Origin of the sequence: Treponema sp. TIM-1, from assembly GCF_046533115.1 — a bacterium.
In the GTDB taxonomy this organism is placed as follows: Bacteria; Spirochaetota; Spirochaetia; order Treponematales; family Breznakiellaceae; genus JAIRMO01.
Genome location: NZ_JAJQRC010000005.1, coordinates 63,118 through 89,678 on the forward strand (window position 1 = coordinate 63,118; position 26,561 = coordinate 89,678).

A 26,561-nucleotide genomic window follows, 5' to 3' on the forward strand; every position below is an offset into this window, starting at 1 on the left:
AAAAAGTTTTATTATTATTATTGATAAACTAATTTAAGGAGTGTTTTTATGCCGAAACCAGCCATTCAAGCCCCCGGATCTGTCCTGCAATCATTGTTGGACGAGTATCAATTAAACCCTGGAAAACTAGGGGAAGCAATCAATTTAAGCCAGTCCGCCGTAAGGCAGGTAGTTATTGGGAAAACAAGAATATCCGTTCCCGTAGCCCTCAGGCTTGCAAAATATTTTGGCAATACCGCCGAATATTGGATCGATTTGCAAAACAAATATGACCTTGCCGAAGCCGCCAAGGACAGCGACCTAAACGCTATTCTTAAAGGCATATCGAAAGGTAAAAAGCCGGCCCCTAAAAAAGCGGAAAAACCGGCTGCACAAGCAAAAAAAGCCCTGCCCAAGAAGGCTCCGTCTTCCAAACCCGCTAAGAAACCGGCTGCCAAGAAAGTGGCGCCCCAAAGCCCCATTTCTTCAGACACGGCAAGGTAACAAAGACGCCGCAGCGCTTTGCGGTAATTTGTCGGATAGGAAACTTATAGCATTGGCCGCTTTCAAAATTTAGATTTCTTTTGAAAGCGGTGCAATTCCTCACCACAATAACCACGACCCCTCACAAACTTTCATTTGAAATCCATATTTTGTTCACCATTAATGAAGAACCCCTCCTTCCAATCATCTACACCATATCCAACACCAAATTTCATACGCCTTTCTTCATGGCCGCTCTAATACCGTGTAAACACTAAATATACCTATACAGAATTTAAGGAATTCACCACGAAAGTGCGGATGACGAAAAAGGGACCGTCATTCTCAATTTAAAATAACCACGAACCACCTGAAAAACACGAACTCTTGCTTCGATATCCTGGAATTAATCCCTGAATTCTCTCCAAGGTCAGAATCCTGCTCAGAATATGCAGGTGTTGTTCCTGCGCGCCGTCCCCCAGCAGAATCATAAACACCAGATGCACAAGCTTGTTGTCATGGGACCCGTATTCGATGCCCTGGCGGGAAAAACCTACCGCGCCGATTATGCCGTCTAAACCGCGAAAATACCCGTGAGGAACCGCGATGCCGGGAGCGACCGAAGTATTCATTTTTGCTTCCCGGTTATTGAGGGCCGTAAGCATTTCCACCGGGTCTAATTCCGGCTTGACCACGGATATTTCCCCCGACCAATTCCTCAAACACCGCGCCCTTATCCGTACTTTTAAGGTTCAGCTTTATCAGCCTTTCGTCAAAAACATCAGCCAGGAACATAGGCATCTCCGGAACCAAGCCCCCGCCGGGGGGCGCCGGCGGCGCTGTTTTTCATGCTGTTCCCCCGGTCGGTAAAATACCGTTCTATCGGCGCCACCGCAATACCGATGGTGCCGCATACTCCCAGGCCGATGGCAACAATTTTCTGCACACCGGCATAGATGACGGCGCCGGAATGCCGCGCGATTCCCCAGCCAATATTTACGAAAAACGCCGCACCCCAGGCGATACCGAAAAACTTCCAAAACCGGGACCAAAATTTGTCCATATCAATACTCCTCTATAAGGTAAGGGGGAAAGCCATTGCTCGATCTTAAGCGGCAGACAAATTTTGCCCTTCACCAGCCTTTTTTGGCGCCGCGCCCCTAATATGAATCGTTAATTTGTTGACCAGGCCAGTATCAAATGCGGAGTTTCAAGAGTATGGAATCTTTTATACTGATAGGATTGGTTTGCATGTTCCCGGCCCGGGATACATTGGAAAAGGCCGTTAACTATGGTATATCCCCATAGGGATAAGCAGCCGGAGCGGACCCAGCCGGAAGGACGAAAAGGTATTTTGGGTTTTTTGACCGATTTCTTGTATCACCGCCAAACAGCTGGTGGTGGTAACCAGGGAAGCGTAATAAGGACCTGAAATCGATCCCGAGGTCTCAGATTCAAAGGGGGTTGAAACAGGCTCTCTGTTTTTAGTTTACAAGGTACCAGGGGCCCGGTTGAAAAACTCCGGTAATAACCATATGGTAAAGGTATGGAAATTTTTGAGGCCCTGATCCTGGGGGCGGTGCAGGGTATCACCGAGTTTTTGCCGGTCAGTAGTTCCGGTCATCTGGTATTGTTGCAGCGGATCTTTAAGATAAACGAGCCGGTCCTGTTATTCGACACCGTGGTCCATGGGGGTACCCTTATCGCGGTGTTCATCGTTCTGCGGCGGGATATAGGGAATATCTTACGCCGGCCTTTACAGCCCCTCACGGGCCTCCTGGCGCTTGCCACCCTACCGGCGGTTGTTTTCGCCCTGGTGTTTAAGGACCCCATTGACCGGGCCTTTGCGTCGGCAACGGGCTTGGGTTTTGCCTTTCTGATTACCGCGGCAGCCCTGGGAATTTCCGAAATCCTCTCCAAAAGGCCCGGCCGACCCCGGGAGGGGGTTACCATGACCTGGCTCGATGCCCTGATTATCGGCGTCCTCCAGGTGATTGCCATCATCCCCGGGGTATCCCGTTCGGGGCTGACCCTTTCGGGGGCCCTTTCCCGCAGGCTGGAACGGGATTTTGCGGCCCGGTTTTCCTTCCTCCTCTCCATTCCGGCGATACTGGGGGCCCTGGTACTCCAGATAAAGGAATTTGGAGGCAGTTCCGGGGGTGGAATAGGGCCGGGGCCCCTGCTGGCCGGTACCGCAGCGGCGGCAGTGGTGGGGTTTTTTTCGATCAAATTTATGCTCAAACTCGTCCGGGAGCGTTCCCTTTGGGGATTCGCGGTTTATACGGCCCTTTTGGGGATCCTGGTAACGGTGGACCACTATATCAGCCAGGTGTTTTTTTAGCCGGCACTATAGCCTTGAGGTTTCCATGCAATACTATGTGATGCCTAAATAAAATCTAGTCCAAATTCCATCCAGGAAGAGCCTGAGATTAACGGTAAAAATTAATTTCGTCGGAAAGACGGTAGTCTGCGGGGACAATACTTTCCCAGATCGAAGATTCAGAAACATCCTTGTCGATGTGCAGGTATAGCTGGGGTTCGTAATCCGGTACGGGGTTAAGGGTGTTTCGGGAATTAAGGTAGGCCAAATTCACCCCGGGGGTGGAAAGCGCCGAGGCCCCGGCACGGACCATGGTTTGGGGGTTCCGGGTAATGGCGTCCCAGGCCCGGGCAGACTCGGCATAGAGACCCAGGGCCCGGGAACGGTAACTGTTATCGCCGGTCTGGTCCGCCAGGGCATCCATGGTCACCCCCAGGTTGTTCTGGGTAACCATCAGCCGCTCGGCCAGATCCATGTGTTCCGGGGTATCATTGGGGGAAAGCAGGGGGAAACGGGCCCGGTCGTTATCCAAAATATCCAAAAGCCGGGTGAAATATCCCTGGGCGGTATGATAATCCCCCCGCATATAGGAGGTGTTCCCCAGGGCATATAAAAGCCGCCGATTCCGGGGCATTTCCACGGAGGCGTCAAAAAATCGCTCCAGGGCCGGCGCCCATTGCCGCAGGTGATAGTAGGCGGAACCCATCCGGTAGTGAAGCTCCGGCGGCGCCCAGCCGTTACGTTCGGAACGGTCATAATATTGAATTGCCGCCTCCATATTTCCGTCCTTGGTAAAATACTCCAGATCCCCCAGATCCGCATAGAGCCGTCCGAATTGGGGATCCAGGGGAAACAGGCGGCGGCTTACCGCATCCTCATACAGGTTGATCCCCTGGGTGATCTGTTCTTCGGCGGGGAAGAATTCCCGGGCATTGATCAGTACCTGGGCGTAACGGCGCAGGGCATCGATCCGGTATTTTACCCGCGTTGCGGATTTCTCCGGGGCGGCATCAAAGGCGCTGACAGCCTTGCTGAGGGTTTGCCGTTCATCGCTGGTATACCCGTACCGGCTATAATACCGGGCGAGGTGGTAATGGGCCTCGGGCAGGGAGGGATCCTCCGTGACCGCCTTGAGCAGGATATCCCGGATGCCGTCGATACTGCTGAGATGTTCATCCGGAACCCCCCGAACTTCCTCAAACCGTTTGTCCAGGAGGTACCCCCCCAGTTCAGCCAACGCTTCCGGGGAAATTGCTCTTTTTCGAGAAGAATTCAAAAAATAATCCTGCAGGGGAATGACCTGTCCCAAATTATCCGTCCGGATAAAATATTTCATCATCCGTTCAACAATGGGGTCCTGCCAGCCGTAACGTTCCAAAAGACGGGCATAGGCCCGGCGGGCTTCCTCATACCGGGTATCATCAATTTCCCCCCAGGCCAGGTTGGTATCTCCCAGGGCCAGGAGCGCCTCCCTATCATCCACCGAATAATCCAAAATATTTCTTCGTATGATCCTATCCGCCTTGGAATAATTTTTTAGGTAGTTGGTCTCCAGATCGGCATAATCCAAGGCGCCTTTTTTATCCCGGAGATAGTACCTGAGGAGCTCATCATATTTTTCTTCCGCATATATATACTGCCGCCGGTCCCGAAAAGCCTCGGCATAACGGTAGAACCAATTTTTTACCGGGTGCAGCCGAAAGGCTTCGGTAAACCGGTCATTTGCCCGGGCAAACTCCCCGGCTTCTATCCGTTCATACCCGGCCTGATATACGGAATCCGCCCATGCCGGGATATAGATAAACCGGTAGATCAAGTACACGAGGGATAATGCTGTCAGAGCAATAAACATCACCAGCCGCAAAATGGGGAGGAACTTATGCACAAAGATATACGAAAAACTCGCCTGTTCGATTTCCAGGGCCTCGCCGGTTTTCTTTTCAAAACCCCGGGGGACAGGAATCGTCCGCCCCAGAATTTTCCCCGCCAGGGATGCGGTTTCCCTGGGGGAAGCGCCCTTAACCAGTAATTTTACCAGGGACGACATCAGGTTCGGGGTTACCACCTGCTCGGCGATCAACTCCTCACAGGCAATACGGAGGTTCAAGGGGTATGAAGCAAGGGTTTCCTGTAACCGGGCTAACTCCTCGTCACTGAGGTGGATCTCCTCCACCTCCTCGACCGCCTCCTTTGACGGGACGGTTCCGGAGGGCCCTGCTGTTCCCTTAGCGGATTTATTAAAGATGTCGTCTATGCCGGTAAGGGCAAATTCTTCCAGCTCGGCAAATTCACCGGAACCACTATCCGGCGGTTTTTCCCCGGGCGCTTCAAAGGCGTCCGGGGCTTCTTCGTTGTCCAGGCTGAAGGATTCAAAGATATCCCCGGAAGATTCCGGCCCTTGGGTGTCCGCCGCCGGGGAACTATCGGGGGGCACCCCCGGGGGGGCTTCCTCGGCTAAAGCAAGGCCCTCGGCCTCCCCGATACCGGCAGCAGGCTCCTCCCCGCCGGTATCAGCCTCGGGGGGGGAAAGTTCGATGTCCTCATCGGGAAATAAAAATTCCAGATTTTCCCCCTCAGCGGCTTCCGCCGGAGCCGCTCCGGGCTCCTCCGGTATGTCCATCTCCTCCTCAGGAAAATCCACGGGGGGAGGGGGGGATTCTTCCGAAAAAAGGGAAAAGGCATCGTCGTCGGGTAAATCAAGATTAAAAGCATCATCCTCGGAAGGGGGAACATCATCCGAAAGCGGCGGGATATCCGCTGCGGTTTCCTTGGTTTCCTCCTCCATATCGGGGATGGAAAAATCCGCAAAGTCATCCATCGCGGGGAAATCCCCCAGGGAGTCGGCTTCGCCGGAAGGGGCGGCTTCGTCCGCCGGAGAAGCCCCGGTCAACAGATCCTCCCCAAAATCAGGTTCCGGGGGAAAATCCGCCATGCTATCCGGCGGGAGATCCGCCGAATCGGCCTCCGGGGTTTCGATATCGCCGGTTAAGCCCTCCAGTAAACTATCCGGGGCATTAAAATCATCATCCCCTGTCTGGGGGGGAATATCGGGAATATCCGGGATATCGGGAACCGGTAAGGACAGATCATCGGGAATAGTGTCCAGAAAAGCGCCGAAATCAAAATCTTCCTCCCCGGCAAGAGCGGTTTCACCCTCCCCGGGAGGGGCTTCGTCCGCGAGGGGGAAATCCATATCCCCCTCCGGGGCGGCCGGTTCCGGGGCTTCCGGGGGAATAATGGGCTCGGTAGTGGGCAGGGGCAGATCATCGATGGGTATATTTTGCCGGGCTAAGACAACGGCTTCGTTGCCAATATCACGAAAGGAAGTTTTAAATTCTTCAAGCTGCTTCAATGACGGCATAATTAAGATATTGAAACATTAACCGATAATTGTAAAGAAGATATGAAAAAGCTTATACCCGTAATGTTCCTTATGGCTATTATCGGCAGTATTGGGGCGTTGGATACAGAATCTTATGCGTTTCTTGATCACCTTCTGAGTCTGAACAGCCCTAAGGCGCCTGAAATTTATGAGGATGGGGTGTTATTTACCGCGCCGTCTTCCCATCGAAGGGTGGGGATCGCCTTTTCCCATGAGGGTTTTTCCCGGGTACACTGGTTTCAAAAACTCATGGTTACCGAGGAGCCCGGGGAAACGCCGGCCCCGGGGAAGAAAGACCCTCCCCTATCCTACCGTGATTCGGGGATCTCATTTTATGTATTCACTATCCCCGAGGAACTTACGGAACTGGAATACCGGCTGGTTATTGACGGTCTTTGGACCTTTGATCCCCTGAACCCCCAGACCCGGACCGATCCGGTATCCGGACAGATCCGTTCGGTTATCGCCTTTCCGAAGATAGCCCGGCCCTTTTCCACCACCGATAATCCCCCGGGCTGCCTCAATTTTAACTTTACCGCCCCGCCGGGGGAAACCGTCACCGTGGCGGGTAATTTTAACAGCTGGGATCCCTTTATGTATGAACTACCGGAAAAAGCTCCGGGGGTATATTCCCTGATCCTTCCCCTGCCGCCGGGGATCTACCAATACGTCTTTTTCCACCGGGGGCAGCGAATACTCGATCCCCATAATACCCGCCGTGTCTACACCCGGGAGGGCCATGTCGCTTCCGAGGCGGTGGTACGGTAGCAGCTTAAATTACCGGGCGGTTGACCCGCCGGCTTATAGGCCGTATCATAAAATGGTGATGGAATCGAGAAATAATCGGAGAAAAAGTTCTCAAAAACCCGAATCCTCCCACCGGCAGCTGGGAGTGATCTTCTGGCTTGGCTTTTTTATCCTGATCATCTGTCTTTTTTTTATTAACCGGAACCGGATCCGAACCACCATAGAGAATACCCATTTTTTGGATCGCCTGTATAACCAATCCCAGAATGGGGGGGAACCCCTTCCCGAGGCGGCTTTAGAGCCCGAAAAACCGGATCCCCCTTCGGTTACGGCTGTCCCGTCCCCGGCGGAAAAACCCACCCCGGTAAACCCTCCCGCCATTCTGCCCGGGGAGGAGCCGGCAGCCCTGACGCCGCCCGAGGAGCCCGGCCCACGATCCGGGACATCGCAGCGGGAGCGGGCTATTTATTTTATGCAGGTCGACGGCGACGGTAGGGTGCTGCGGACCCGGGTCGCCAGAACCCTGGGGGTTTCGGATACGCCCATGACCGATGCCCTCCGGACGCTGATAGCGGGGCCTTCCCCGGAAGAACGCCGGCAGGGGCTGGTATCCTTTATACCCCCGGGAACGGAACTCATATCCGTTATGGTCCGGGGGACTACCGCCTATATCAATTTAAATGAGGAATTTCAGTTCAGTACCTTTGGGGTGGAGGGATATGCCGCCCAATTACGGCAGATCGTCTGGACCGCCACGGAATTTTCCACGGTCAATGACGTACAGATCCTTATTGAGGGAAAACGGGTGGATTATTTAGGGGAAAGTATCCTGATTGGCAGCCCTATCAGCCGGGATACGCTGCCTTAGGACCCGCGCAAGAATAAAATGCAGGGCATTTTATTCTAATTGCTTACGCAATTTCGGTCATATTGTTTCTGCGCGGGTCCTTAGTAGTTCAAGGCATCCCGCCGTTGTTGTATGGTTTGGGCGGCCCCGGAGGGGGTGCTTTTCCCTTCAAACAGGGCTTTGATTTCTTCCCGCAGGATGGTTTCCAGTTCTTTTACCTGGGGGATCCCCACATACCGGTCCGCCGAGGCCGAGGCCGTATACATATCATAGGCCTTGGCGTATAAGAGATTTTCCCCGGCGGATTCGGCGATTTCATCTTCGTTACCCGGTACGGCATGGGCCCCGGCCGCGAGGAAGGAGCGGCGTTCGGAGAGGAAGGACAAAAACGCCCAAGCCTCATCCTTATGGCGGCTTTCCCGGCTGATACCGGCATACCAGCCGGTCAGGCCAAAAACAGGCCGGTCCAGGTACTTATCGGCGGCAGGAATGGTGGAGATGCCGAAACGAAGCGCCGCCTTTCCCTCCATAATGCGGTTGATCTCCGGTATGGAACCTACCATCATGGCAACGCGGCCTTCCATAAATTCACGGCGTTTCTCCTCCCCGGTTTTGGTAAAGGGCGAAGGGGAAAGCACCCCCTCCTGGTAGAGCTGATTCAAAAAATCCAGGGCCGCAATTACCGCCGGATCGGTAAAATCCAGGGCGGTTTCCGGGGTAAATTCCACCCCCGCGGCCCAAATCCAGGAAAAGACATCCTGGTAAAGTCCCCGGGGATCTTCCGGGCTTAGGGCCAGCGCCATCCCGTAGGATCCCGTGCGGGGATCGGTAAGGGCCTTGGCATAGGCCAGAAAATCCCCCCAGGTCTTGGGGGGCCGGTCGAATCCCGCGGCCTCCAGCAAGGCGCTGTTATAAAAAAGGGGGGCCATAAAGGATATCAGGGGAACCGCCCATTTTTCGTATTCCCCCTGGGTTTCCTCAGAAAGGAACTGCGTCCTTCCAGGCGCCGGTTCCCCCCTTCTGTAGGATTCCAGGGGCTCCAGCATAGCTACCCGGTCATACAACCAATGGGAATCCAGCCCCAGAATATCCGGCAAGGGGGTGTCATCCTCCGGATTGAGGAGTTCCGCGGCCATTACTTCATAGGGCCGATGGTCCAATCGGACGGTAATGCCGGGATTGCGGGCTTCATATTCCCTGACCATAGCCTCCAGGGTGTCTTCTTCCAGCTCGTCCCGCCACCACTGGGTAAATACCAGGGTGGTCTTCCCCAAAGCCTTCGGGCGATTTGGTAAAATAGTAAGGGCCCAAAAAAACACCGCCCCTAATACCCCCAGGGCGAGGCAAAACAAAAACCAATCTACTTTTTTTGTATCCATTATGTTCCCTGCTCGACTTTTACCGGTTTTTGCGGTATACCGTTTTTATGTTCGGCTTCCTAAAAAAAATATTCCGCTTTCCCCGCCTCCGGCAGGAGAAGCCCGATGCAGATGCACTTATTGAAGAAAAATGGGACGCCGATTTTTCCAAACCCCTCCGGGTCCGTTTTGATATTAAATCAGAAAATTCCCATGATGCCTATATTCAAAACAACGCCCTGGTTTTGGGCTTAAAAAAAAATAACTGCATTGCCTGGGTAACGGATCCCCTGTACCGTTACGGGGACCAGGTCCTTGAGGCCCGGATAAGCCTGAATCCCCTGGGGGGTTACGCTGCGGCGGGGCTGATGTTCCGGATGATAGATGAAGGGACCTTTTATTCGGCGCTGTTTTCCAGCAAGGGCTACTTCCGCCTGGATGTGGTTCGGAACAACGCACCCCTGACCCTGGCGGGCTGGACCGAGCTGCCCCCGGACCCGGCGAGTCCCCCGGGGACGGAAGGCCCCCGGGCCGTATCCTTGACCCTTATTGCCTACGGGGATCATCTGCTGCTGCTCGTCAACGGCCGCTGGGCCGCGGAACTCCGGGACACGACCATCCCCGCGGGCCGGATCGCGTTTTGCCTTGCCTCCTACGAGGCGGCTCCACCCCGGGGAGACCCACCCGCCTATACGGCCCGGGCTTCCCTGGAATCCCTCTCCGTAGAATCCCGCATTGAGGAGGTGGCCGCCCGGTACGAAGCCTGGGCCGATAAGCCGGACATCGATCCCCAAAGCCGCTTCCGGCTGGCCGAAACCTTTACCGCCATGGGCCAGTCCCAGGCGGCCCTGGCGCAGCTGGAAAAAGCCTGGGAAACTCCGGGGCTCTTAAAGGAGCCCCGGGAACTCCTCCTGGCAGGCCGTTTGGCCCTGGCCCTGGAACTCACCGGGGCGGCCGAAGCTTACCTCAATGCCTGCCTTGCAGCCGGTTCGGATACCCCCCCGGGCAGGGAAGCCCTCGTTGAAAAGGCCAAACTCCTCTATATGACGGGAAGATTTGAGGAACTCAGGGGCTTTGGGGAAGAAGCGGTGAAGATCCTGCCCGATAACGGGGCGCTTTGGACCTTCCTGGGTCACGTCTATTTGGAATTGGTCCGCTATGAGGAGGCGGCCCGGTGTTACGACCGGTCCTTTGCATCGAACCGGGAAAACGGACTTCCCGCTAAAAACGCCGCCAACGCCTATGAGCTTGTAGGCCGCCCGGGGGACGCCCTGGACCGTTACCTTACGGCGGGACGGGTGTTTCTCTCCCAGGGCAATTATGCGGATCTGGGGAACCTGATCCCCAAGCTCCTCACCCTGGGTAAGGAAAATTGGGAGGCCCGGGGATTGGTGGGGAAGTGGGCTTTTGGCATCGAGGATTGGACCACGGCGGCCAAGGAATTTTCCCGGGCGGAAGGGCTGCGGAAAAAAGCCCCTCCCCCCCTCCCCCCGGAGGATCCGGCCCTGGTTTTTCTCCGGGGCCTCCTTCTTTTGCGGGAGGGGAACCGGGCAAAAGCCCTGCCCCTGCTGGAGAAAGCCGCGGCCCTGGAACCGGACTATGCCCTGTTCCGGTTCCGTCTGGCCGAGACCCGGTTCCTCCTCCAAGGGGATCCCCGGGACCCGAAGCTCCTCGCGGACCTGGAGGCCGCCCTGGCCCTGGCCCCGGAGGACGGCTGGGTAAGGAACCTGGCCGCCCAGATCGCCCTCAGTAGGGGTGCGCCGGAGGAGGCCGAAGCCCATCTGGAAAAGGCCGCCCAATCCCTGGGGGAGGTACCGGCCATCCGGGTGAACCGGGGGGTGATGTATTACCTGCGGGGCTCCCTGGATAAGGCCCTGGAGGTCCTGTCCGCGGAGAAGGACCAAGACCCCGAAGGGGTAATGGCCAACTGCGGGGGAAACCTCCTGGTCCGCTCCGGCCGTTATGAGGAGGCGGATGGGTATTACCGGAAGGCCCTCTCCATCGACCCCGGCAATATTGAATACCTCTGTAACCGGGCGTCCTGCCTTATCGAGCTGGGGGCCTACGGCGAGGCCGACACCATTCTGACCCAGGTCCCGGTTCCCACGCCGGCGGTGCTGGACTTGATCGCCTTTGTGGCGGTAAAAAAAGGGGAATATGCCCGGGCCGAAGCCGCCTCTCAGGCCGCCCTGGAAGCGGACCCCCACTATGTCCCCTCCCTGCTCTCCCTGGGGTGGATCTACCGTACCCAAAGCCGCTGGGACGATCTGGGGAGGATAATTTCTTTGCTGGACCAGGAGGCGTTGACCGGGGAATATTCCGCCCGGCGAGACGATCTTGCCCGGCAGCTTGAGGAGGGGGTATCGAGGCTCATCCCCTGCGCCTCCTGCGGCCGAAGCTGGCGGGTACCCCGTTCCCCGGAGCCTGCCCCGCCCATACGGCTTTTCGCGATGCCCCCGGACGAACTCCCCGCAGGGACCTGCCCTGAATGCGGCAGCACCTACTGTATAGGCTGCGGCAAAACCCATCTGGATACGGACAACCGCTTTGTCTGCCCCCGATGCGGTAGGGCCCTCAAACTCATCGACGAGGGGTTAAAACGGCTTATCTATGACTGGGCGGCCGGGGAGATAGGAGTGAACAGTGCGGAGTGAAGGCGGCATGGAACGGGATATCGGCCCTTGACCGGCGGCCTAATGCGTTAGGACCCGCGCAAGAATAAAATGCAGGGCATTTTATTCTAATTGCTTACGCAATAAAGAAACAATATGACCATTCGGTCATATTGTTTCTGCGCGGGTCCTAAGGTCACCAAATGTATTTTAGTCCGTCTTCTTTATAGATTTTAATTCTTGCATCTTTACTCACCAATAGGTATGCGTTTTTTATACATTGATATATTAACATTCTATCAAATGGATCTTTATGGGTATTTTTTTTAGGAAGATACAAGCTGTTTAATGCATCTGCCGGTTCTAATGGGATTAATTCAAATCCCATTTTTTTACAATATTCAGGGATCTTTTTTATGTCAAACGAATCCATTATTAACTTTCCAATAGCATATTTTAATGCAATTTCCCATAATGATACTGCGCTTACTAATATTTCATTGTCAGCATTCTTTATTTCTTGTACCGCCCTTTTAGATAATTCATTGGTTTTCCCTATGGACCATAATAAGGTATGGGTATCTAATAATAACCTCATGGTAATCCCAATAATTCCTCAGCTGTCATTTCAAAATCATCCCTAAATTCAATCTTGGCTTTCCCGTCCAAAATCCCAATTTTTCGTTTAAATTTTTTTCCTTCATCATACGGAACAATCATGGCTATGGGTTTTTTAGTCTTACCATACAGTATCCCTACTTTCTTTCCACTCTGTACTTCTTTAAGAATCTCAGAGAAATGGGTTTTTATCTCTCCGACTGCCATTGCTTTCATAGATATAACTATGTCATGTTCTTGACAACTTGTCAAGTTGTTTTCGTTCATAATCAACTATCTCTCCAGCTTCCTGCATTCAAGATAAAACCGCTTTTCTTCCGCCTCCCCCATGGAAAAACTTTTCCGGGGCAGAGGACCGGAGCGGGCCACCGTCTCAAAGAGCCCTCCCTTGTCTATCGGCGGCAGGAGGAGCCCCACCGCCTTGGCGGAAGTCCCGGTCAGGCTAAAAAGCTCCTCCTCCCCGTGGATATAGTCTATGGAAACGGCGCCCTCCGGCCCCCGGCCCTTTTTGTCCGTGACCAGAGCATCCAAAAGAGGTTGCAGACTGTCTGTGGCAAGCCCCGGGGATTCCCAGGTTATCAGCGTATATTCCCCGCCGGCGATAAGTCCCAGGCGGTTTTGGGTGGCCCCTTTCCCCACCAGCCGGGAAAGCTCCTCCCGGTTTCCCAGGGTCTGGCTTGAAAAACCCGGCAGCCCGCCGAGGGCCGTGAGTACCTCCCCCGGGGACACCCCGAAAACCACCCGGTGGATAGGTTCAAACCCCAATCCCGGATCATAGATATTTTCCACCTCCACCAGGGCCCACCGGGCGGGATGGTTCATCAAATCCGGCCCCGGGTTTTCCTGCTTGTAGTTCTCCCAGACCGCCTTGGCCGTAGCCAGGGAATGGTTACCGTCCCCCGCGGCATAGAGAAAGGGTCCGTTTTCCCCCCCCTGCCGGGCCAGCGCCTCAAGCCCCTGGGCAAGAAAAGCCCAGTCCCCTTCCTCCTCCAGCAGCCAGCCCGTAACCTTGCCCGAACCCATCATCAGGGGGGTCTCGTAGGCCGGGGGCCTCCGCCGGGCCCGTTCGCCCAGGCTGGGCAAAAGGCGGTCCCCCGCATCGTTGATAAGCAGCAGGATGTGGGGAATTTCCAGGGCCGCTCCCCGGCGGATCTCCATCCGTGGCGGGAGCCGTTCCGGCACGGTCCCCTCGGTGGTTCTGATAAGCAGCCGGGACTCGGGGGCCCAATCGTACTGTTCCAGGTCTACCGTCAGGACCACGCCCCGCCTGCAGGGGTGAAAGGGGGTCGCCCGCTCGACATATATACAAGCCCGCCGGGGGGGAGCAAAAACCCCTCCCCGCAGCATGCGCTCCATGGCGGCGTGGATATGGCGGATCCGTTCCGTTCTGCCCGCATCCGGCAGGTACACCTCGGGAAAAATCATAGCCAGGGTGGACGGGGCATCCCCCACATAAGCCGCAATCTTCTCCCAATAGGCCCGGTTCTGGGTAAACTGATCGCAGGCAATAACCGCCCATTTTTCCAGATCCACCCCCTCCTGGGGAAGCATAATTTCGGGAACCGCCGTACCCAAATCCGCGAGCCGCTGATGTATATCCGCCATAAACTCCTCCTCATCGTGGAACCACCCTAGAAAGGTACAGAAAAATACCCTTTTTCTCAATAGCGGCTATACACCCGGCAATGCTCAGTTTCAACAAAGGACCGGAAAAACCACGAACTTCACGAACTGGGGAAATAATTAACCACGAACCACACGAACAGCACGAACTTTTGCTTCGATAGTCCGGAATTTATGCCCGAAATCTCTTCTTTGTTCGTGGGAAAGCAGGAAAGAACTATCGGTGAAAGCGCCAATTTGTCTTTGTTTCTGTTCGTGTGGTTCGTGAGGTTTGTGGTTAAAATCTCTCCTTGGGACCCTTGCGTAACATGAGTAAATAAATCTATATTACCCCCGGAGTCCACTCCTCCCTCCTAACTCTTCTCCTTCCCTTTTTCGCCTTCGTGGTCGAATTCTCTTGCTCCCCTGTATCAGGCATATTAGTGTTTACAAGGTACTAGAGAGTGTCAATATAAAATGGAATTATCTGCATGAGGTGAATATCCAGGTAAATTAATTTTATGCTTTTACCGTTTAACCCTGCCGCTACGGTCACCCTTCATGAGGGCAAAGACTTCTTCTTTGGTACTGTAATTAAAATCCCCGTAGATGGAATGGGCAAGACAGGAAGCAGCCTCCGCGAAAGATAACACATCCTGATCGGATTTTCCTAAGGTACTATCCAGATACCCAAAAATAAGTCCTGCGGCAAAGGCATCACCGCCGCCAATTCGATCAACAATGTCCCGAATTTCATAGGGGGCGTATTGCCCATCGAAAAGAGGCGCGAATACCGAAAAATCACCGGCAGTATCGTATACCATGGCGCCCCAGTTATTATGGCTTGCGGATATGCTCTCCCTTAAGGTGATCGCCACTTTCCGGATCCGGGGGTATTGCCGGACGATTTCCCGGGCTACCGAAGGGTACCGGTCGATATCAAGTTTACCGGAATTCACATCGGTGTTACCCGCCTTTATGCCCAAAATGTCTTCCGCATCTTCCTCGTTACCAATGAGAATATCCGTATATGGCAAAATTTTTCCCATGATTTTTCGTGCCAGTTCCCGTGGGGAGCAGGAAGCATCCCAATTCCAGAGTTTTTTGCGAAAATTGAGATCGCAGGAAACCGTAAGCCCCTTTTCATGGGCCTTTTGTACCGCTGCCAGAGCTGTTTCGGCACTGAGTCTAGACAGGGCAGGAGTGATACCGGAGAGGTGAAACCATTGGGCGCCCTCAAAAATAGCATCCCAAGGGTATTGTGCGGGGCTAACCAGGGTGATAGAAGCTCCTTCCCTATCATAGATAACGGTACTGGGCCGCTGATTGGCCCCCTTTTCCACAAAAAAAATCCCAAGCCGCCCCTGATTGACCCGCAGAATCCCTGAAGTGTCCACATTAAGGTTTCTAAGGGTTCCTACACAGGCATCTGCTATACTGTGCTGGGGGAGGGCGCTGACAAAACGGGTAGGACAGCCAAGCATACTTAATGAAGCGGCCACATTTGCTTCGGCGCCGGCAAAGGTCAGATCGGCCTGTCCCGGAAGAGATTGGCGGAATTTCAGATTGTTCAGTGCGGAAATACGGATCATGACTTCTCCAAACGTGACAACTTTTACCGGTTCCATTTTAACTCCCCCTAATATTCTTCCAAGTTTGCTGTGCAGCCTTTGCCCGTCGGTTTATTTCTTTCCAGTTGCCGGTCCTGATCAATTCCTTATTGGCGATCCAACTGCCGCCTATGGCGAGAATTTGTTCCATTTTTGCATAGGCGGCGAGATTTTCTTGGGAAATTCCACCGAGGGGAATGTAGTGTAAATCCAAATGCCGGAAGGGGGCATCTATGCTCTTTAAAAAAGACAAGCCCCCCATGCCCTCTGCGGGAAAAAATTTAAGAATCCGGCAGCCAAGGGACAGAGCCAGCTCAATTTCAGTGGGGGTGGCTATACCAGGAGCAAAGGGAAGACCACACTGCTGCGCCTCTTTAATAATCGCAGGATTGGTCCCTGGAGCAACCCCAAAGGATACGCCGGGATATTTTTTGATCCGTTCAGCCTGCCCACTTTCGATAATAGTCCCAATACCAATCATCATTTCAGAAAATTTTCCGGCTATCAGGGAAATAGCGGGCTCTGCCGCAGGAGTGCGAAGAGCCAGCTCAATAGCCGTTACCCCTCCCTCTATAAGCGCTTGGACAACAGGTATCGCGGTATTTTCATCTTCAATTTCCAGGACGGCGATGATCCCTTTTCTTTCAATTTCTTCCGAGATTTTCGACGGCATGATATAATTCATAGTTATATCTCCTATTGTTTCATTATTATGCAACTGTTTCATTTTATGATAAATAGGTAATTTGTCAATACCAGCTTGGAAAAATCATAGAATACTAATAAAATGAGATCGTTCAAAATATCTAATTTTGAAAAAAGCAATCTTGGATTTGGGATGTTTCGTATGCCTTAATTCCTTATATAATAAAGATTTAAGACTGAGAAACACTAAAGTCAGTCTAAAAACGGGTGATGTTTCAAAACTGGCTCAAATGACAACCAACCGACAAAAGGGATTATTTCATTATTATGGAAAAAATGGAAAAAAATGATCAGGTCAGCGCGGTGGTAAGGACCATGCAGATCCTCGAAATTCTCAGTAGGGAAGAATCATTGGGCCTTACGGAAATCGCCCGGCGGAGCCATATCCATAAAAGTACGGTTTTTCGCTTTTTGAATACCCTTTCCCGACTTGGTTATGTATACCGGGATTCTCTCACCGATCGATATGGCCTTTCCCTAAAATTGAATGCCTTAGTGGGTATCCGTTCGGGTTCCCAGGATATTTTGCGCTATTCTTCATCGGTCCTGGAACATCTTGCCCGGGAGACCGGCGAGACCATTCACCTTGCTTTATTGGAAGATGGCGCCCTGATTTACCTACGTAAAATCGAATCCCGGCATTCATTACGGGTAGCTACGATGGGATCCTCGGTAGGTGCCAGTGTCCCTATGTACTGTACCGGGCTGGGAAAGGCGATTTTAGCCTGGTTTCCCCTAAACGAGCAGGAAAAATACATCGCCCACCAGGTATTTACCCAATATACCGGCGCCACCATTACCGATGGGCCGTCGTTATTAACGGAACTTGCGAAGATAAAGGAGCAAGGCTATGCCTTTGACCGACAGGAACATGAGGAAGGGATTGTATGTGTCGCGGCTCCGATAGTTACTTCCGGCCAGCTGCCCATAGCGGCAATTAGCATTGCAGGTCCTTCGGTACGGATGGGAGATGAAACCCTGCATCACTATGTTGACCTTATTCTTGCCGCTTCTCGTGAAATTTCAGAAAAACTCGGTATTATGAAGGATGTAATCTAAACTTTTTACTAAAAATTTATTTGACAATATTTTTTTTCTCTGATATACTAAAATGAAACATATTAATATTTTTGAAACAATAATATAAAGGTGCAGGAAAAAATAATGAAAATTACAAACATCAATCTGTATGAGGTACCGCCCCGGTGGCTGTTTCTTGAAATGGAAACAGATGAGGGTATTACCGGCTGGGGTGAACCGGTAGTAGAAGGCCGGACCCATACGGTAAAAGCGGCGGTGGAAGAATTTATTCCGCTTTTATCCGGCAAAGATCCCAGAAACATCGAAGATCTCTGGCAGCTTATGTACCGGGGCGGTTTCTATCGGGGCGGTCCGGAGGTGATGAGCGCTATCGCGGGGACGGACCAGGCTCTATGGGACATCAAAGGGAAGTCCTTGGGGGTACCGATTTACGAACTACTTGGCGGAAAATGCCGGGACAAGCTCAAAATTTATAACTGGATAGGCGGCGACCGTCCTTCTGATGTGGTAGCCGGGGCACAAAAACTCTACAAGACAGGCTGTACTGCCTGTAAAATGAACGGTACCGAAGAAATGCATTACATCGACAGTTTTACCAAAATTGAAGAAGTATGTTCTCGTATTGCTGCCATCCGTGATGCCCTGGGTTACCGGATGGCAATTGGCGTTGATTTCCATGGCCGGGTACATAAAACTATGGCGAAGGTTCTGGCACGGGAATTGGATCAATTTCATCTGATGTTTATTGAGGAACCGGTACTTCCGCAGAACAACGAAGCCCTGCGGGAGATAGCGAACCACACCTCAACACCGATTGCTACCGGGGAGCGCATGTTCAGCCGCTGGGATTTCAAGCAGCTGCTCATCGACGGATATGTGGACATCATCCAGCCCGATCCCTCCCATGCCGGCGGTATCAGCGAGGTAAAAAAGATCGCTTCCATGGCGGAGGCCTTTGATGTGGCGCTTGCGCCCCATTGCCCGCTTGGCCCCATAGCCCTGGCAGCCTGTATCCAAATCGACGCGTGTACGCCAAATGCCGTTATCCAAGAGCAGGGCCTCAGTATCCACTACAATGAGGGTACCGATTCCCTTGACTACCTTGAGGATAAATCAATATTCAAATTTACCGAAGGCTTTATTCAAATTCCGACCGGTCCCGGCTTAGGCATCACCGTAAATAAGGAAAAAGTGATCGCGGCCGCAAAACTTGGACATAACTGGAAAAATCCGCTCTGGCGCAATTTCGATGGAACTGTAGCCGAGTGGTAAAATAAATAGCCCATCCCAATGCTTGCGACAACCCTTTATGTCCGGCAAATTCTTTTCCGTTATCTACCGTCAGGGTTTTGATATATTCATCGGGAATTAACCGGAATGCCCGGATAGCCGCGCCGTTGAGCGTAGCCGCCGCCTTGTTCGGCATGACCTTTCCCCTCAATAATTTTGTGGTTTTATCGACAAAAGTCGCGATATAAGCCGTTTTTCCTGCTCCTTCTCTGGTATCACCCTCCCAATCGGCAACGCCGTCGGCTAAGCCCAAATTCCGGCGTCAAGTGACCGCTTGACACCGGCGCCCCCCCCATCCCCCCTTTTGCTAAAGACAAATTCCAGACAACTTCGGCTTTTATCCGGTTCCAACATGACTGACACCCCTAGAAATTCACCCAAATACCTCATTTTCCCCTATTTTCAACCTCCTTTCTCCCTTCTTCGTTCGTGTCGTTCGTGTAGTTCGTGGTTAACCCTCTTCTCTCCTTTCCCCTTCTTCTCATTTAATTGACCGCATAGCGGTCTACCTTGTGGTCGAATTCTCTTCTTTTTTCCCCCGGATAAAAGCTAGATTTTTTTTAAATTTTTCTTTAGCATAAAGTCAAGTGTGCCGATAAAGAAGAGAATATCCATGGGCCGGGACTTTGCCCCAAACATATAATTTACAGTAAATTATATCATATACGCCCGTGGAGCATCGATTTATCGTCGTAACAGAGGGGATCATTATGGCCTATACCAACGCACTAGCCGCCTATCGGGAAACCAGGATAAAAACCGCAAGCCAGGGACAACTAATCATCATGCTCTACGATGAGGCGGTACGGCAGCTTGATCACAGCCTGGAACTGCTTACCCTGAATGCCACGGGTAAGAAAGAGCCCGCCCGGATTGAGCAGATAGGAAAGGCGGTGATTAAAACCCAGGAAATTATCTCCGAATTAATGGTTTCCCTGGACTTTGAGCAGGGGGGGGATATCGCCAGGAACCTCTTTTCCCTGTATACCTGGTTTAATCAGGAACTTTTAGAAGCCAATATCGCCCAGGACCTTAGACGGATCAACAATGTCCGCGCCATGTTAAGCGATTTGCGGAGCACCTGGGTCGAAGTTATCGCCAAAACCGCCTCCGAAGGGGCCAACCGGCCGGCCGCGGGCATCAATATTGCCGGTTAGGGCCGGAGGTAACCCGTGAAAAAGGATGAACCGGCGATTTCCCCGGAAGAAATAACCCGGCGGGTGGCGGTACTCAAACGGTTTCGGGAATTACTTTTGGAACAGCGGAACCGCTTCAGGCACTATTTGGAGGTCCTGGATAAGCAGCGGGAGGTAATAGAACAGGGTAATGCCGGGGAACTCATCTCCCATGTGGAGCTGGAAGAGCGGATCCTGGGGGATATTTTTTCCATCCAGAAGGTGATCGATCCCCTGGAGTCTATGTACCAGGCCGCCTGCCCCCAGGGAGACGCCCGGGAGGTACCGGAACTGCGATCCGTGGTGGAGGAGCTTAAAACCGAAGCGGCGGTCCGGATGGAACGCAACAAGAAGCTCCTTTCCGCCCGGATGATCCAGATCCGTTCCGAGCTAAAAAGCCTGCAGGGGAACCCCTTTATACGGCGGACTTCGATATATGCGGATTCCGGCGTCCCTTCTATTCTTGATATCAGCGGCTAACCGGGGCCAAATCCCGGTCCGTTAAGGGAGTGTTTTCTATGCCGGAATCGCGGAAAAACGCCGGGCTCGTGGATCCCCTGTATCTCATCGATGCCTACGGGCTCATATACCGGTCCTATTTTGCCTTTATTTCCCGGCCCCTCCGTAATGCCCAGGGGAAGAATATTTCCGCCCTCTTCGGCTTTGCCCGGACCCTGATAAGCCTTTTGGATGAGGGGGCGCCGGCGGCGGATGCGGCGGGCAAGCCCCTGGCAGGCCCCCAGCGGCCCCGCAGGCTGGGGGTGGTCTTTGATTCGCCGGTTCCCACCTTTCGCCACGAAAAATACCCCGCATACAAAGCCACCCGGCAAAAGGCCCCGGAGGATCTCCACGCCCAGGTCCCCCTGGTGGAGGAAGCCCTCCGTGCCCTCGGGGTGCCGGTGCTGCGGGCGGACGGGTATGAGGCGGATGATATCATCGCCACCCTGGCCCGGCACTGTCAGGCCGAAAACCGGCAGTGTTATATCCTTTCCTCCGATAAGGACCTCCTCCAGCTGGTCGGTAACGGCACCTATGAACTCCGGCCCCTGAAAGCGTTCCGCCCCGAAGCCGGCCCTGCCCCCCAGGGGAACTTCGAGTTGGTGGGCCCCGAAGAGGTTAAGGCCGAATGGGGGGTCCTGCCCGATAAGGTCCTGGATCTGCTGGCCCTTATCGGGGACAGCGCCGATAATGTGCCCGGCGTCAAGGGGGTGGGGGAGAAAACCGCGGTCAAACTGATGGCCCGTTACGGTTCCCTGGATGAAATCTACCGGAATATCGCCGGTATCGAGGGATCGGTGGGCAAAAAATTGGCCGAAGGCCGGGAAAGCGCCTATTTCGCCAAATCCCTCATCACCCTGAACGAAGCCGCCCCCCTCTCCATTACCGGCATCGACGAGCTTTCCGTGGAAAACCTGGACCGGACCGCGGGCGCCCGGGTCCTCATTCGGGAGGGGATCCGCCGGAGCGCCCAGGACCTGGACCCCAGGATCACCGGGGACCCTGCTGCCGCGGAAGCCCCCGAAAAACCCGCGGCCTCCGGCGAAACAGGCCAAACCGGCGATCCCGGCCCGGACGGAACCGTTGATCCCGCCCTCTTGGGGGAGGGAACCTACCGGGCGGTGCTGGAATTGCCGGATCTGGAAAAGATCCTGGGGGCGGCCAAAAAGCAGGGGACCCTGGCCCTGGATTTTGAGACCGATTCCCTGGATGCCTGGAATGCCCGGCCCATTGGCATTTCCCTGGCCCTCCGGCCCAAGGAAGCCTTTTATGTGCCCATCGCGGCCCATGGCGGAACCGGGCCCTTCCTGGACCCCGCCAAAGTCCGGGACCTCCTCGCCCCCCTCCTGGCGGACAGCGCCATGACCGTCGCCGCCCATAACGCCAAATACGACTACAAGGTCTCCCGGGGCTGGGGCATCCCCCGGTGGAAATGCAAAATCTGGGATACCATGGTGGCCGCCTGGGTGGACGATCCCGAGCGGAACAACTATTCCCTGGACTCCCTCGCGGCCTTTCGCTTCAACCTGACCCCCCTGGCCTATAACGATATAGTACCCAAGGGCAGCACCTTTGATGCGGTGCCCCTGGAAACCGCGGTCCGTTATTCCGGGGAAGACGCGGACCTGACCCTGCGGATGAAAGCCTTCCTGGAGGGGCGGCTGTTACGGGCCAATTCCCTGGGGCTTTTCCTCGATCTGGAGATGCCCCTCCTCCCGATCCTGGCGGAGATGGAGGGGGTGGGGATCAAGGTTGAAGGGAAGGTCCTGCGGGACTACGGGGTGGAGATCTCCCGGGAGCTTGATAAGATCCAGGGGGACACCTATGCCCTGGTGGGGCACGAGTTCAACCTGGCCTCCACCAAACAGCTCCAGGAGGTGCTTTTCACCGAACGGAAACTCAAGCCGGGGAAAAAGACCAAAACCGGTTACTCCACCGACGTGGCGGTCCTGGAGGAGCTTGCCCACGAGGACCCCGTGCCGGCCCTGATCCTCCGTCACCGGACCCTGGCCAAGCTCAAGTCCACCTATGTGGATACCCTGGCGGACATGGCCGATTCCCAGGGCCGGATCCACACCCACTTTGTCCAGACCGGCACCGCCACGGGCCGCCTCTCCAGCCGGGAACCGAACCTCCAGAACATCCCCATCCGGGACGAGGAGGGCCGCCGGATCCGGGAGGCCTTTATCGCCGCCCCGGGGCAGGTCCTGATCTCCGCGGACTACAGCCAGATAGAGCTGGTGGTCCTGGCCCATCTTTCGCAAGACGAAAACCTCATCGCCGCCTTCAACGAGGGCAAGGATGTCCACGCCCGGACCGCGGCGCTGATCTTCGGCGTCCCCGAGGACCAGGTAAAGCCGGCGGAGCGGCGGATCGCCAAAACCATCAACTTTGGGGTCATGTACGGCATGAGCGCCTTCAGGCTCTCCAACGAATTGGGGATAAGCCGGACCAACGCCGCGGCCTTTATCGAGACCTATTTTAAGACCTACCAGGGGATCCGTACCTTTATCGAGGAACTCATCAAAAAAACCGAAAAAACTGGGTACGCCTCCACCATCCTGGGCCGCCGGCGCTATATCCCGGCGATCAACTCCCGGAACAAAACCGAAAAAGCCGGCGCGGAACGGGTGGCGGTGAACACCCCCATCCAGGGTTCCGCCGCGGATATCGTCAAAACCGCCATGCTGAATCTGGACCAGGCCCTGACCGCGCAAAAAAGCCCGGCCCGGCTGTTACTCCAGGTCCACGACGAACTAATCCTGGAGGTCCCCAAAGACGCCGCCGCCGAAGCCGCCCAACTGGTCCGCCGGGAAATGGAAACCGCCGTTACCCTCAAGGTCCCCCTCCGGGTCAGCGTAGAAACCGGCAAACGCTGGGGTGACTTTCATTAGAATAAGCGCAGTTGCGGTTCCCGTTTCCGTGTCCGGGTTTCCCCCAGGAGGGGAACCATTTCTTCCAGGGCTTCAAGGAAACGGCTGGGGCCGCCCTGCAATTTTCTGTTCCGGTAATTCCGCTGTCCTGCCCAGGAAAGGTAGAGCCCTTGCCGGGCCCGGGTCATGGCCACATAGAGGAGCCGCCGTTCCTCCTCCAGCCGGGAATTTTCGATTTCCTCCGCCAAAGGTGTTTGTGTTTTTCCCGGGGGGCGGTCAAACAGGGTAAAGGGGAGTAATCCCTCTTCCAGGGCGGCCACAAAAACATGATCGAATTCAAGGCCCTTGGAAGCGTGGATGGTCATGATCCGGACCCCTTCGGATTTGAATTCCCGGACCCCGCCGGGGCCGCTCACCGCGAGGATGTCCAGAAACGAGGGGAGATCTTCGTACAGGGCGGCCAGGTTAAAAAGGCGTTCCAGGGAATCTCCCGTACCCTTGGCGGTGGGAAGGGCGCTGTTTTGGCGCATAAAATCCCAGGCCGCCCGCAGCGCCTCCGCGGGGGATTTACCTGTTATAGAAAAGCCCCGGCTGGGGGCGCCGTCCGTAAGCGCTTGGTCCGGCGGGCCCTTCTCCCCCGCCGCTTCCCCCAGGGCGTCCGGGGGTCCACGGAGGCTCCACAACAGGTCCAGAAGGGATTTGGCCGGTTCCTCTTCCCACCAGGGGATTTCCCCGGTAAGTTCAAAGGGAATGCCGTGATCCCGCAGGGCCTTTACCAGGGGAGGAGCCAGGGAAATGCTGCGGAGCAGAATGGCGCAATCCCCGGGACCGGCGGATTGTTCGGCGTGGTCCGGGCTTCCCGGAGCGGCGGACAAGCCGTCCGCGACCTGGCTATCCAGGGCAAAAAAGGTGGTCCCCCCGATCAGCCGGGAAATGGACCGGGCAATGCCTTCGGCTTCGGATTTTTCCGTGGGATACGCGGAACGAAAGAGGCTGACGGGTTTTTCCGTTCCCCCCAGGCGGTCGTCCACCAACCGGCCCGCCGCCGCAATGATAGGACCGGCGCAGCGGAAACTCCGGGCCAGCCGGAACCGGGCAGCTTCGGGGTAATCCGCCAGGAAGCGGTCTATAAACCGCTTGTCCGAACCCCGGAAGGCGTAGATGGCCTGATTGGGGTCACCGATAACCCACAGGGAGCCTCCCTCCGGGGAGGTGTGGGGAGCTAACAGGCGTAACAGGGCATATTGGGCAAAGTTGATGTCCTGGTATTCGTCCGCAAAGATATACCGGTACCGTCCTTGATAGCGGGAGCGGATCTCCTGCCGGGCAATGAAAAGCCTGACCGGTCCCGCTACCAGGTCGTCAAAATCCAGGATTCCTCCGAAACGCAGCCGAGTACGGTACAGGCCGTAGAGTTCCTCCTTTTCAGGGTCCCCTTCGGGCAGCCCCAGGTCCTCCGCCCAGGCCATCCCCGGATCGAGCCGGGGGGTATCTTCGCCGGGTAAGAGGAGGAACCGTTTCCGCCCCTCGATGTAATTCCCCAGGGCCTGGGCAGTAAGCCGCCGGTTTTTGGGACGCTCCCCGCAGAGTTCCTCCAGCAGGGCATTCCGCTGGGGATCATCCAGGATGCGGAAATTCTGCGGGACCCTGGCACTTTCCGGCTGTTCCCGCAGGATCGAGGCGCCCAGGGAATGGAAGGTGGCGGCGGTAATTTTCTCCACCGCCTCAGGCCCGGCCATTTTGGCGATCCGGTCCCGCAGCTCCGCCGCGGCTTTGACGGTAAAACTCAGCGCCAGGATGGAGGCGGGGTCCGTGCCCTCCCGTACCATCCGGGCAATCCGGGCGGCCAGTACCGCGGTTTTCCCTGTCCCCGGTCCCGCGATGATCAGGGCATGGCTCCCCCCATAGGCTATGACCTTTTCCTGTTCCCCATCCGGGATAAAATCCTTTTCAGCCGCATCCCCGGTTTCACCGGAACCCGCCGCTTTTCTCCCCTGGGAGCGCTTTTTCCCTGCCGCCGGAGCAGGCCGCTTCCCGGTCCCGGCCCGCTGCCGGGGTATATCCGCAAAAAGTGCCCCCTCCCTGCCGGTGGGGATCTTTTCTCCCCGGGGGAATACCCGGATAACCCCGTATTCCCCGTCATAGCCGGGCTCAATAAACACCTGCCCGGACCGCATCCGGGTTATTGCCGCGGCTAAAAGTTCCCCCGGCAGGCCGGGACAGGAAAGCCCCCCGAGTTCTCCGGGGGTCCTATCCATCAGCAGGGAAAATTCGCTTCCCCCTTGCTCGATAAGGGCGGTATAGGCCGCCATGGTTTTTTTCGACGCCGCCCCAATTTCCAGCAGTTCCCCCAGCAGTTCCCGCAGGGGGATCAGGGATCGGTAGGGCCGTTGCTTGGTCTTGCCGGAACCGGGAGGGCAGGGGGCGCTTTCATCCACCGGCCGGTCCGCCAGTTCCAGCACCCGTCCCATGACCCCCCGGGTCATGGGCTTGCCGCAGACCGGACAGTTCTCCGTGGCCGCCTCCCCGGAGCTGCAGTAATAGCCGCATTTCCGGTGGCCGTCGTAGTGGTACTTTCCCTCCTGGGGGAAAAATTCAATGGTTTCAATGATCCGGGCCGCTCCCCCCCGTTGCCACAGGGCGTCCGCCAGGCCGGGATAGGACAGGGGCATCTCAAAAACCGTACTTTCCCGGCCCAGCTTATCCGGGGAATGGGCGTCGGAATTGGAGATAATCGAAAACCGGTCCAGGGAGCTAAGGGCCCAATTCATGGGAGGGTTCGAGGAAAGTCCCGTCTCTATGGCGGGGATCCGGTCCGTAAGGTCCCGGTAACATTCCTCAATGGAGTCAAACCCCGACTTGGCCCCCAGGGCGGAAAACCAGGGGGTCCAGATATGGGCGGGGACCAGGATCGCCCGTTCATCCGTCTCCAGGAGCAGGGACAGCAGATCCCGGGAATCGATCCCGATAATCGGCCGCCCGTCGGAAACGATGTTCCCCACCTGCTCCAGCCGGGTTTGAAAAGACGCGGCGGCCTTAAAATCCGGCAGCAGGACCAGGTGATGGACCTTCCGGACCTTGTCCCCCCGCTTGTAAATGGTGCTGATCTCCCCGGTAAGGACAAACCGAGGCCCCCCCTCGGGACCGGAGCGCCCCGGATTGGGGAGACCCTCGGCCAGGGCCGGGCCTGCGTCAAAGTCCCGGCGGACCTTTTTTTTCAGGACATACAGACCCGCTTCCTGCTCCTCCAGTTGCTCCCGCAATTCCGCCAGCCACCGGGGATGGGTACAATCCCCGGTTCCCACCAAGTTGATCCCCTTGATCCGGGCCCAGCGTTCCAGAAAAGGCGGGTTTAACTTGGGACTGGTGGCCCGGGAAAAACGGGAATGGAGGTGAAGGTCGGCGATGATCCGCATGGCCC

Annotated in this window: 21 protein-coding genes; 11 read left to right on the forward strand and 10 right to left on the reverse strand. The window is 55.3% G+C overall.

Translation table 11 applies throughout. The features are described 5' to 3' along the window. Positions 1 to 48 precede the first annotated feature (48 nt). Positions 49 to 483, forward strand: a complete 435-nt coding sequence (locus LQZ21_RS04160; RefSeq protein ID WP_411042911.1) for a HigA family addiction module antitoxin — start codon at positions 49 to 51, stop codon at positions 481 to 483. A gap of 329 nt (positions 484 to 812) precedes the next feature. Here the strand turns inward: LQZ21_RS04160 and LQZ21_RS04165 are convergent, their stop codons facing one another. Both LQZ21_RS04165 and LQZ21_RS04170 read right to left on the reverse strand, forming a co-directional pair. Continuing rightward, positions 813 to 1,157 carry a PTS sugar transporter subunit IIA gene (locus tag LQZ21_RS04165; RefSeq protein ID WP_411042912.1) on the reverse strand — a complete coding sequence of 115 codons (345 nt, stop codon included), beginning with the start codon at positions 1,155 to 1,157 and terminating at the stop codon, positions 813 to 815. 86 nt (positions 1,158 to 1,243) lie between these two features. Continuing rightward, positions 1,244 to 1,525: a hypothetical protein gene (locus LQZ21_RS04170; protein ID WP_411042913.1), complete on the reverse strand. Its 282-nt coding sequence runs from the start codon at positions 1,523 to 1,525 to the stop codon at positions 1,244 to 1,246. Between the two features lie 483 nt (positions 1,526 to 2,008). On the opposite strand from LQZ21_RS04170, the gene LQZ21_RS04175 reads away from it, so the two are divergent. After that, positions 2,009 to 2,803 carry an undecaprenyl-diphosphate phosphatase gene (locus tag LQZ21_RS04175; RefSeq protein ID WP_411042914.1) on the forward strand — a complete coding sequence of 265 codons (795 nt, stop codon included), beginning with the start codon at positions 2,009 to 2,011 and terminating at the stop codon, positions 2,801 to 2,803. 88 nt (positions 2,804 to 2,891) lie between these two features. Here LQZ21_RS04175 and flcA read toward each other — a convergent pair whose 3' ends face one another. After that, positions 2,892 to 6,143 (reverse strand): periplasmic flagellar collar protein FlcA, encoded by a 3,252-nt coding sequence (flcA, locus tag LQZ21_RS04180; RefSeq protein WP_411042915.1) that lies wholly within the window; start codon positions 6,141 to 6,143, stop codon positions 2,892 to 2,894. Between the two features lie 42 nt (positions 6,144 to 6,185). On the opposite strand from flcA, the gene LQZ21_RS04185 reads away from it, so the two are divergent. After that, entirely contained in the window at positions 6,186 to 6,932 is a 747-nt protein-coding gene (locus LQZ21_RS04185) for an isoamylase (RefSeq protein ID WP_411042916.1), read from the forward strand. A gap of 58 nt (positions 6,933 to 6,990) precedes the next feature. Then, complete coding sequence (locus LQZ21_RS04190) at positions 6,991 to 7,779, forward strand: GerMN domain-containing protein (RefSeq protein WP_411042917.1); 789 nt, start codon at positions 6,991 to 6,993, stop codon at positions 7,777 to 7,779. Between the two features lie 80 nt (positions 7,780 to 7,859). Here the strand turns inward: LQZ21_RS04190 and LQZ21_RS04195 are convergent, their stop codons facing one another. Then, the gene (locus tag LQZ21_RS04195; RefSeq protein ID WP_411042918.1) at positions 7,860 to 9,137 is read right to left on the reverse strand and encodes an extracellular solute-binding protein; all 1,278 of its coding nucleotides are present in this window, start codon (positions 9,135 to 9,137) and stop codon (positions 7,860 to 7,862) included. 47 nt (positions 9,138 to 9,184) lie between these two features. On the opposite strand from LQZ21_RS04195, the gene LQZ21_RS04200 reads away from it, so the two are divergent. Then, on the forward strand, positions 9,185 to 11,770 hold the full coding sequence (locus tag LQZ21_RS04200; RefSeq protein WP_411042919.1) for a tetratricopeptide repeat protein: 2,586 nt from the start codon (positions 9,185 to 9,187) through the stop codon (positions 11,768 to 11,770). Positions 11,771 to 11,924: 154 nt separating this feature from the next. Here the strand turns inward: LQZ21_RS04200 and LQZ21_RS04205 are convergent, their stop codons facing one another. From LQZ21_RS04205 to LQZ21_RS04225, 5 genes are all read right to left on the reverse strand, one after another. Then, positions 11,925 to 12,326, reverse strand: coding sequence for a type II toxin-antitoxin system VapC family toxin (locus LQZ21_RS04205; protein ID WP_411042920.1), 402 nt, complete (start codon positions 12,324 to 12,326; stop codon positions 11,925 to 11,927). Continuing rightward, on the reverse strand, positions 12,323 to 12,613 hold the full coding sequence (locus LQZ21_RS04210; RefSeq protein ID WP_411042921.1) for a type II toxin-antitoxin system Phd/YefM family antitoxin: 291 nt from the start codon (positions 12,611 to 12,613) through the stop codon (positions 12,323 to 12,325). The genes LQZ21_RS04205 and LQZ21_RS04210 overlap by 4 nt, the downstream gene beginning before the upstream one ends. Before the next feature lie 6 nt (positions 12,614 to 12,619). After that, the gene (locus tag LQZ21_RS04215; protein ID WP_411042922.1) at positions 12,620 to 13,951 is read right to left on the reverse strand and encodes a DUF1015 domain-containing protein; all 1,332 of its coding nucleotides are present in this window, start codon (positions 13,949 to 13,951) and stop codon (positions 12,620 to 12,622) included. A 524-nt stretch (positions 13,952 to 14,475) separates the two neighbouring features. Then, complete coding sequence (locus LQZ21_RS04220) at positions 14,476 to 15,576, reverse strand: PfkB family carbohydrate kinase (protein ID WP_411042923.1); 1,101 nt, start codon at positions 15,574 to 15,576, stop codon at positions 14,476 to 14,478. Between the two features lies 1 nt (position 15,577). After that, positions 15,578 to 16,285 carry a bifunctional 4-hydroxy-2-oxoglutarate aldolase/2-dehydro-3-deoxy-phosphogluconate aldolase gene (locus LQZ21_RS04225; RefSeq protein WP_411042924.1) on the reverse strand — a complete coding sequence of 236 codons (708 nt, stop codon included), beginning with the start codon at positions 16,283 to 16,285 and terminating at the stop codon, positions 15,578 to 15,580. A gap of 254 nt (positions 16,286 to 16,539) precedes the next feature. Between LQZ21_RS04225 and LQZ21_RS04230 the strand changes: the two genes are divergently transcribed. The 6 genes from LQZ21_RS04230 to polA all read left to right on the forward strand — a co-directional run bounded on the left by LQZ21_RS04230 (position 16,540) and on the right by polA (position 23,161). After that, positions 16,540 to 17,322 (forward strand): IclR family transcriptional regulator, encoded by a 783-nt coding sequence (locus tag LQZ21_RS04230; protein ID WP_411042925.1) that lies wholly within the window; start codon positions 16,540 to 16,542, stop codon positions 17,320 to 17,322. Positions 17,323 to 17,427: 105 nt separating this feature from the next. Next, the gene (dgoD, locus tag LQZ21_RS04235) at positions 17,428 to 18,576 is read left to right on the forward strand and encodes a galactonate dehydratase (protein WP_411042926.1); all 1,149 of its coding nucleotides are present in this window, start codon (positions 17,428 to 17,430) and stop codon (positions 18,574 to 18,576) included. 77 nt (positions 18,577 to 18,653) lie between these two features. Beyond that, on the forward strand, positions 18,654 to 18,782 hold the full coding sequence (locus LQZ21_RS04240) for a hypothetical protein (protein ID WP_411042927.1): 129 nt from the start codon (positions 18,654 to 18,656) through the stop codon (positions 18,780 to 18,782). 483 nt (positions 18,783 to 19,265) lie between these two features. Further along, a complete protein-coding gene (fliS, locus tag LQZ21_RS04245; RefSeq protein WP_411042928.1) occupies positions 19,266 to 19,751 on the forward strand; it encodes a flagellar export chaperone FliS in 486 nt (161 codons plus the stop codon). 15 nt (positions 19,752 to 19,766) lie between these two features. Further along, positions 19,767 to 20,249 carry a flagellar biosynthesis protein FlgN gene (locus LQZ21_RS04250; protein ID WP_411042929.1) on the forward strand — a complete coding sequence of 161 codons (483 nt, stop codon included), beginning with the start codon at positions 19,767 to 19,769 and terminating at the stop codon, positions 20,247 to 20,249. Between the two features lie 38 nt (positions 20,250 to 20,287). Next, a complete protein-coding gene (gene polA, locus LQZ21_RS04255; protein ID WP_411042930.1) occupies positions 20,288 to 23,161 on the forward strand; it encodes a DNA polymerase I in 2,874 nt (957 codons plus the stop codon). Here the strand turns inward: polA and LQZ21_RS04260 are convergent. Beyond that, positions 23,158 to 26,556, reverse strand: coding sequence for a UvrD-helicase domain-containing protein (locus LQZ21_RS04260; protein WP_411042931.1), 3,399 nt, complete (start codon positions 26,554 to 26,556; stop codon positions 23,158 to 23,160). The genes polA and LQZ21_RS04260 overlap by 4 nt on opposite strands. Between the last annotated feature and the right edge of the window lie 5 nt (positions 26,557 to 26,561).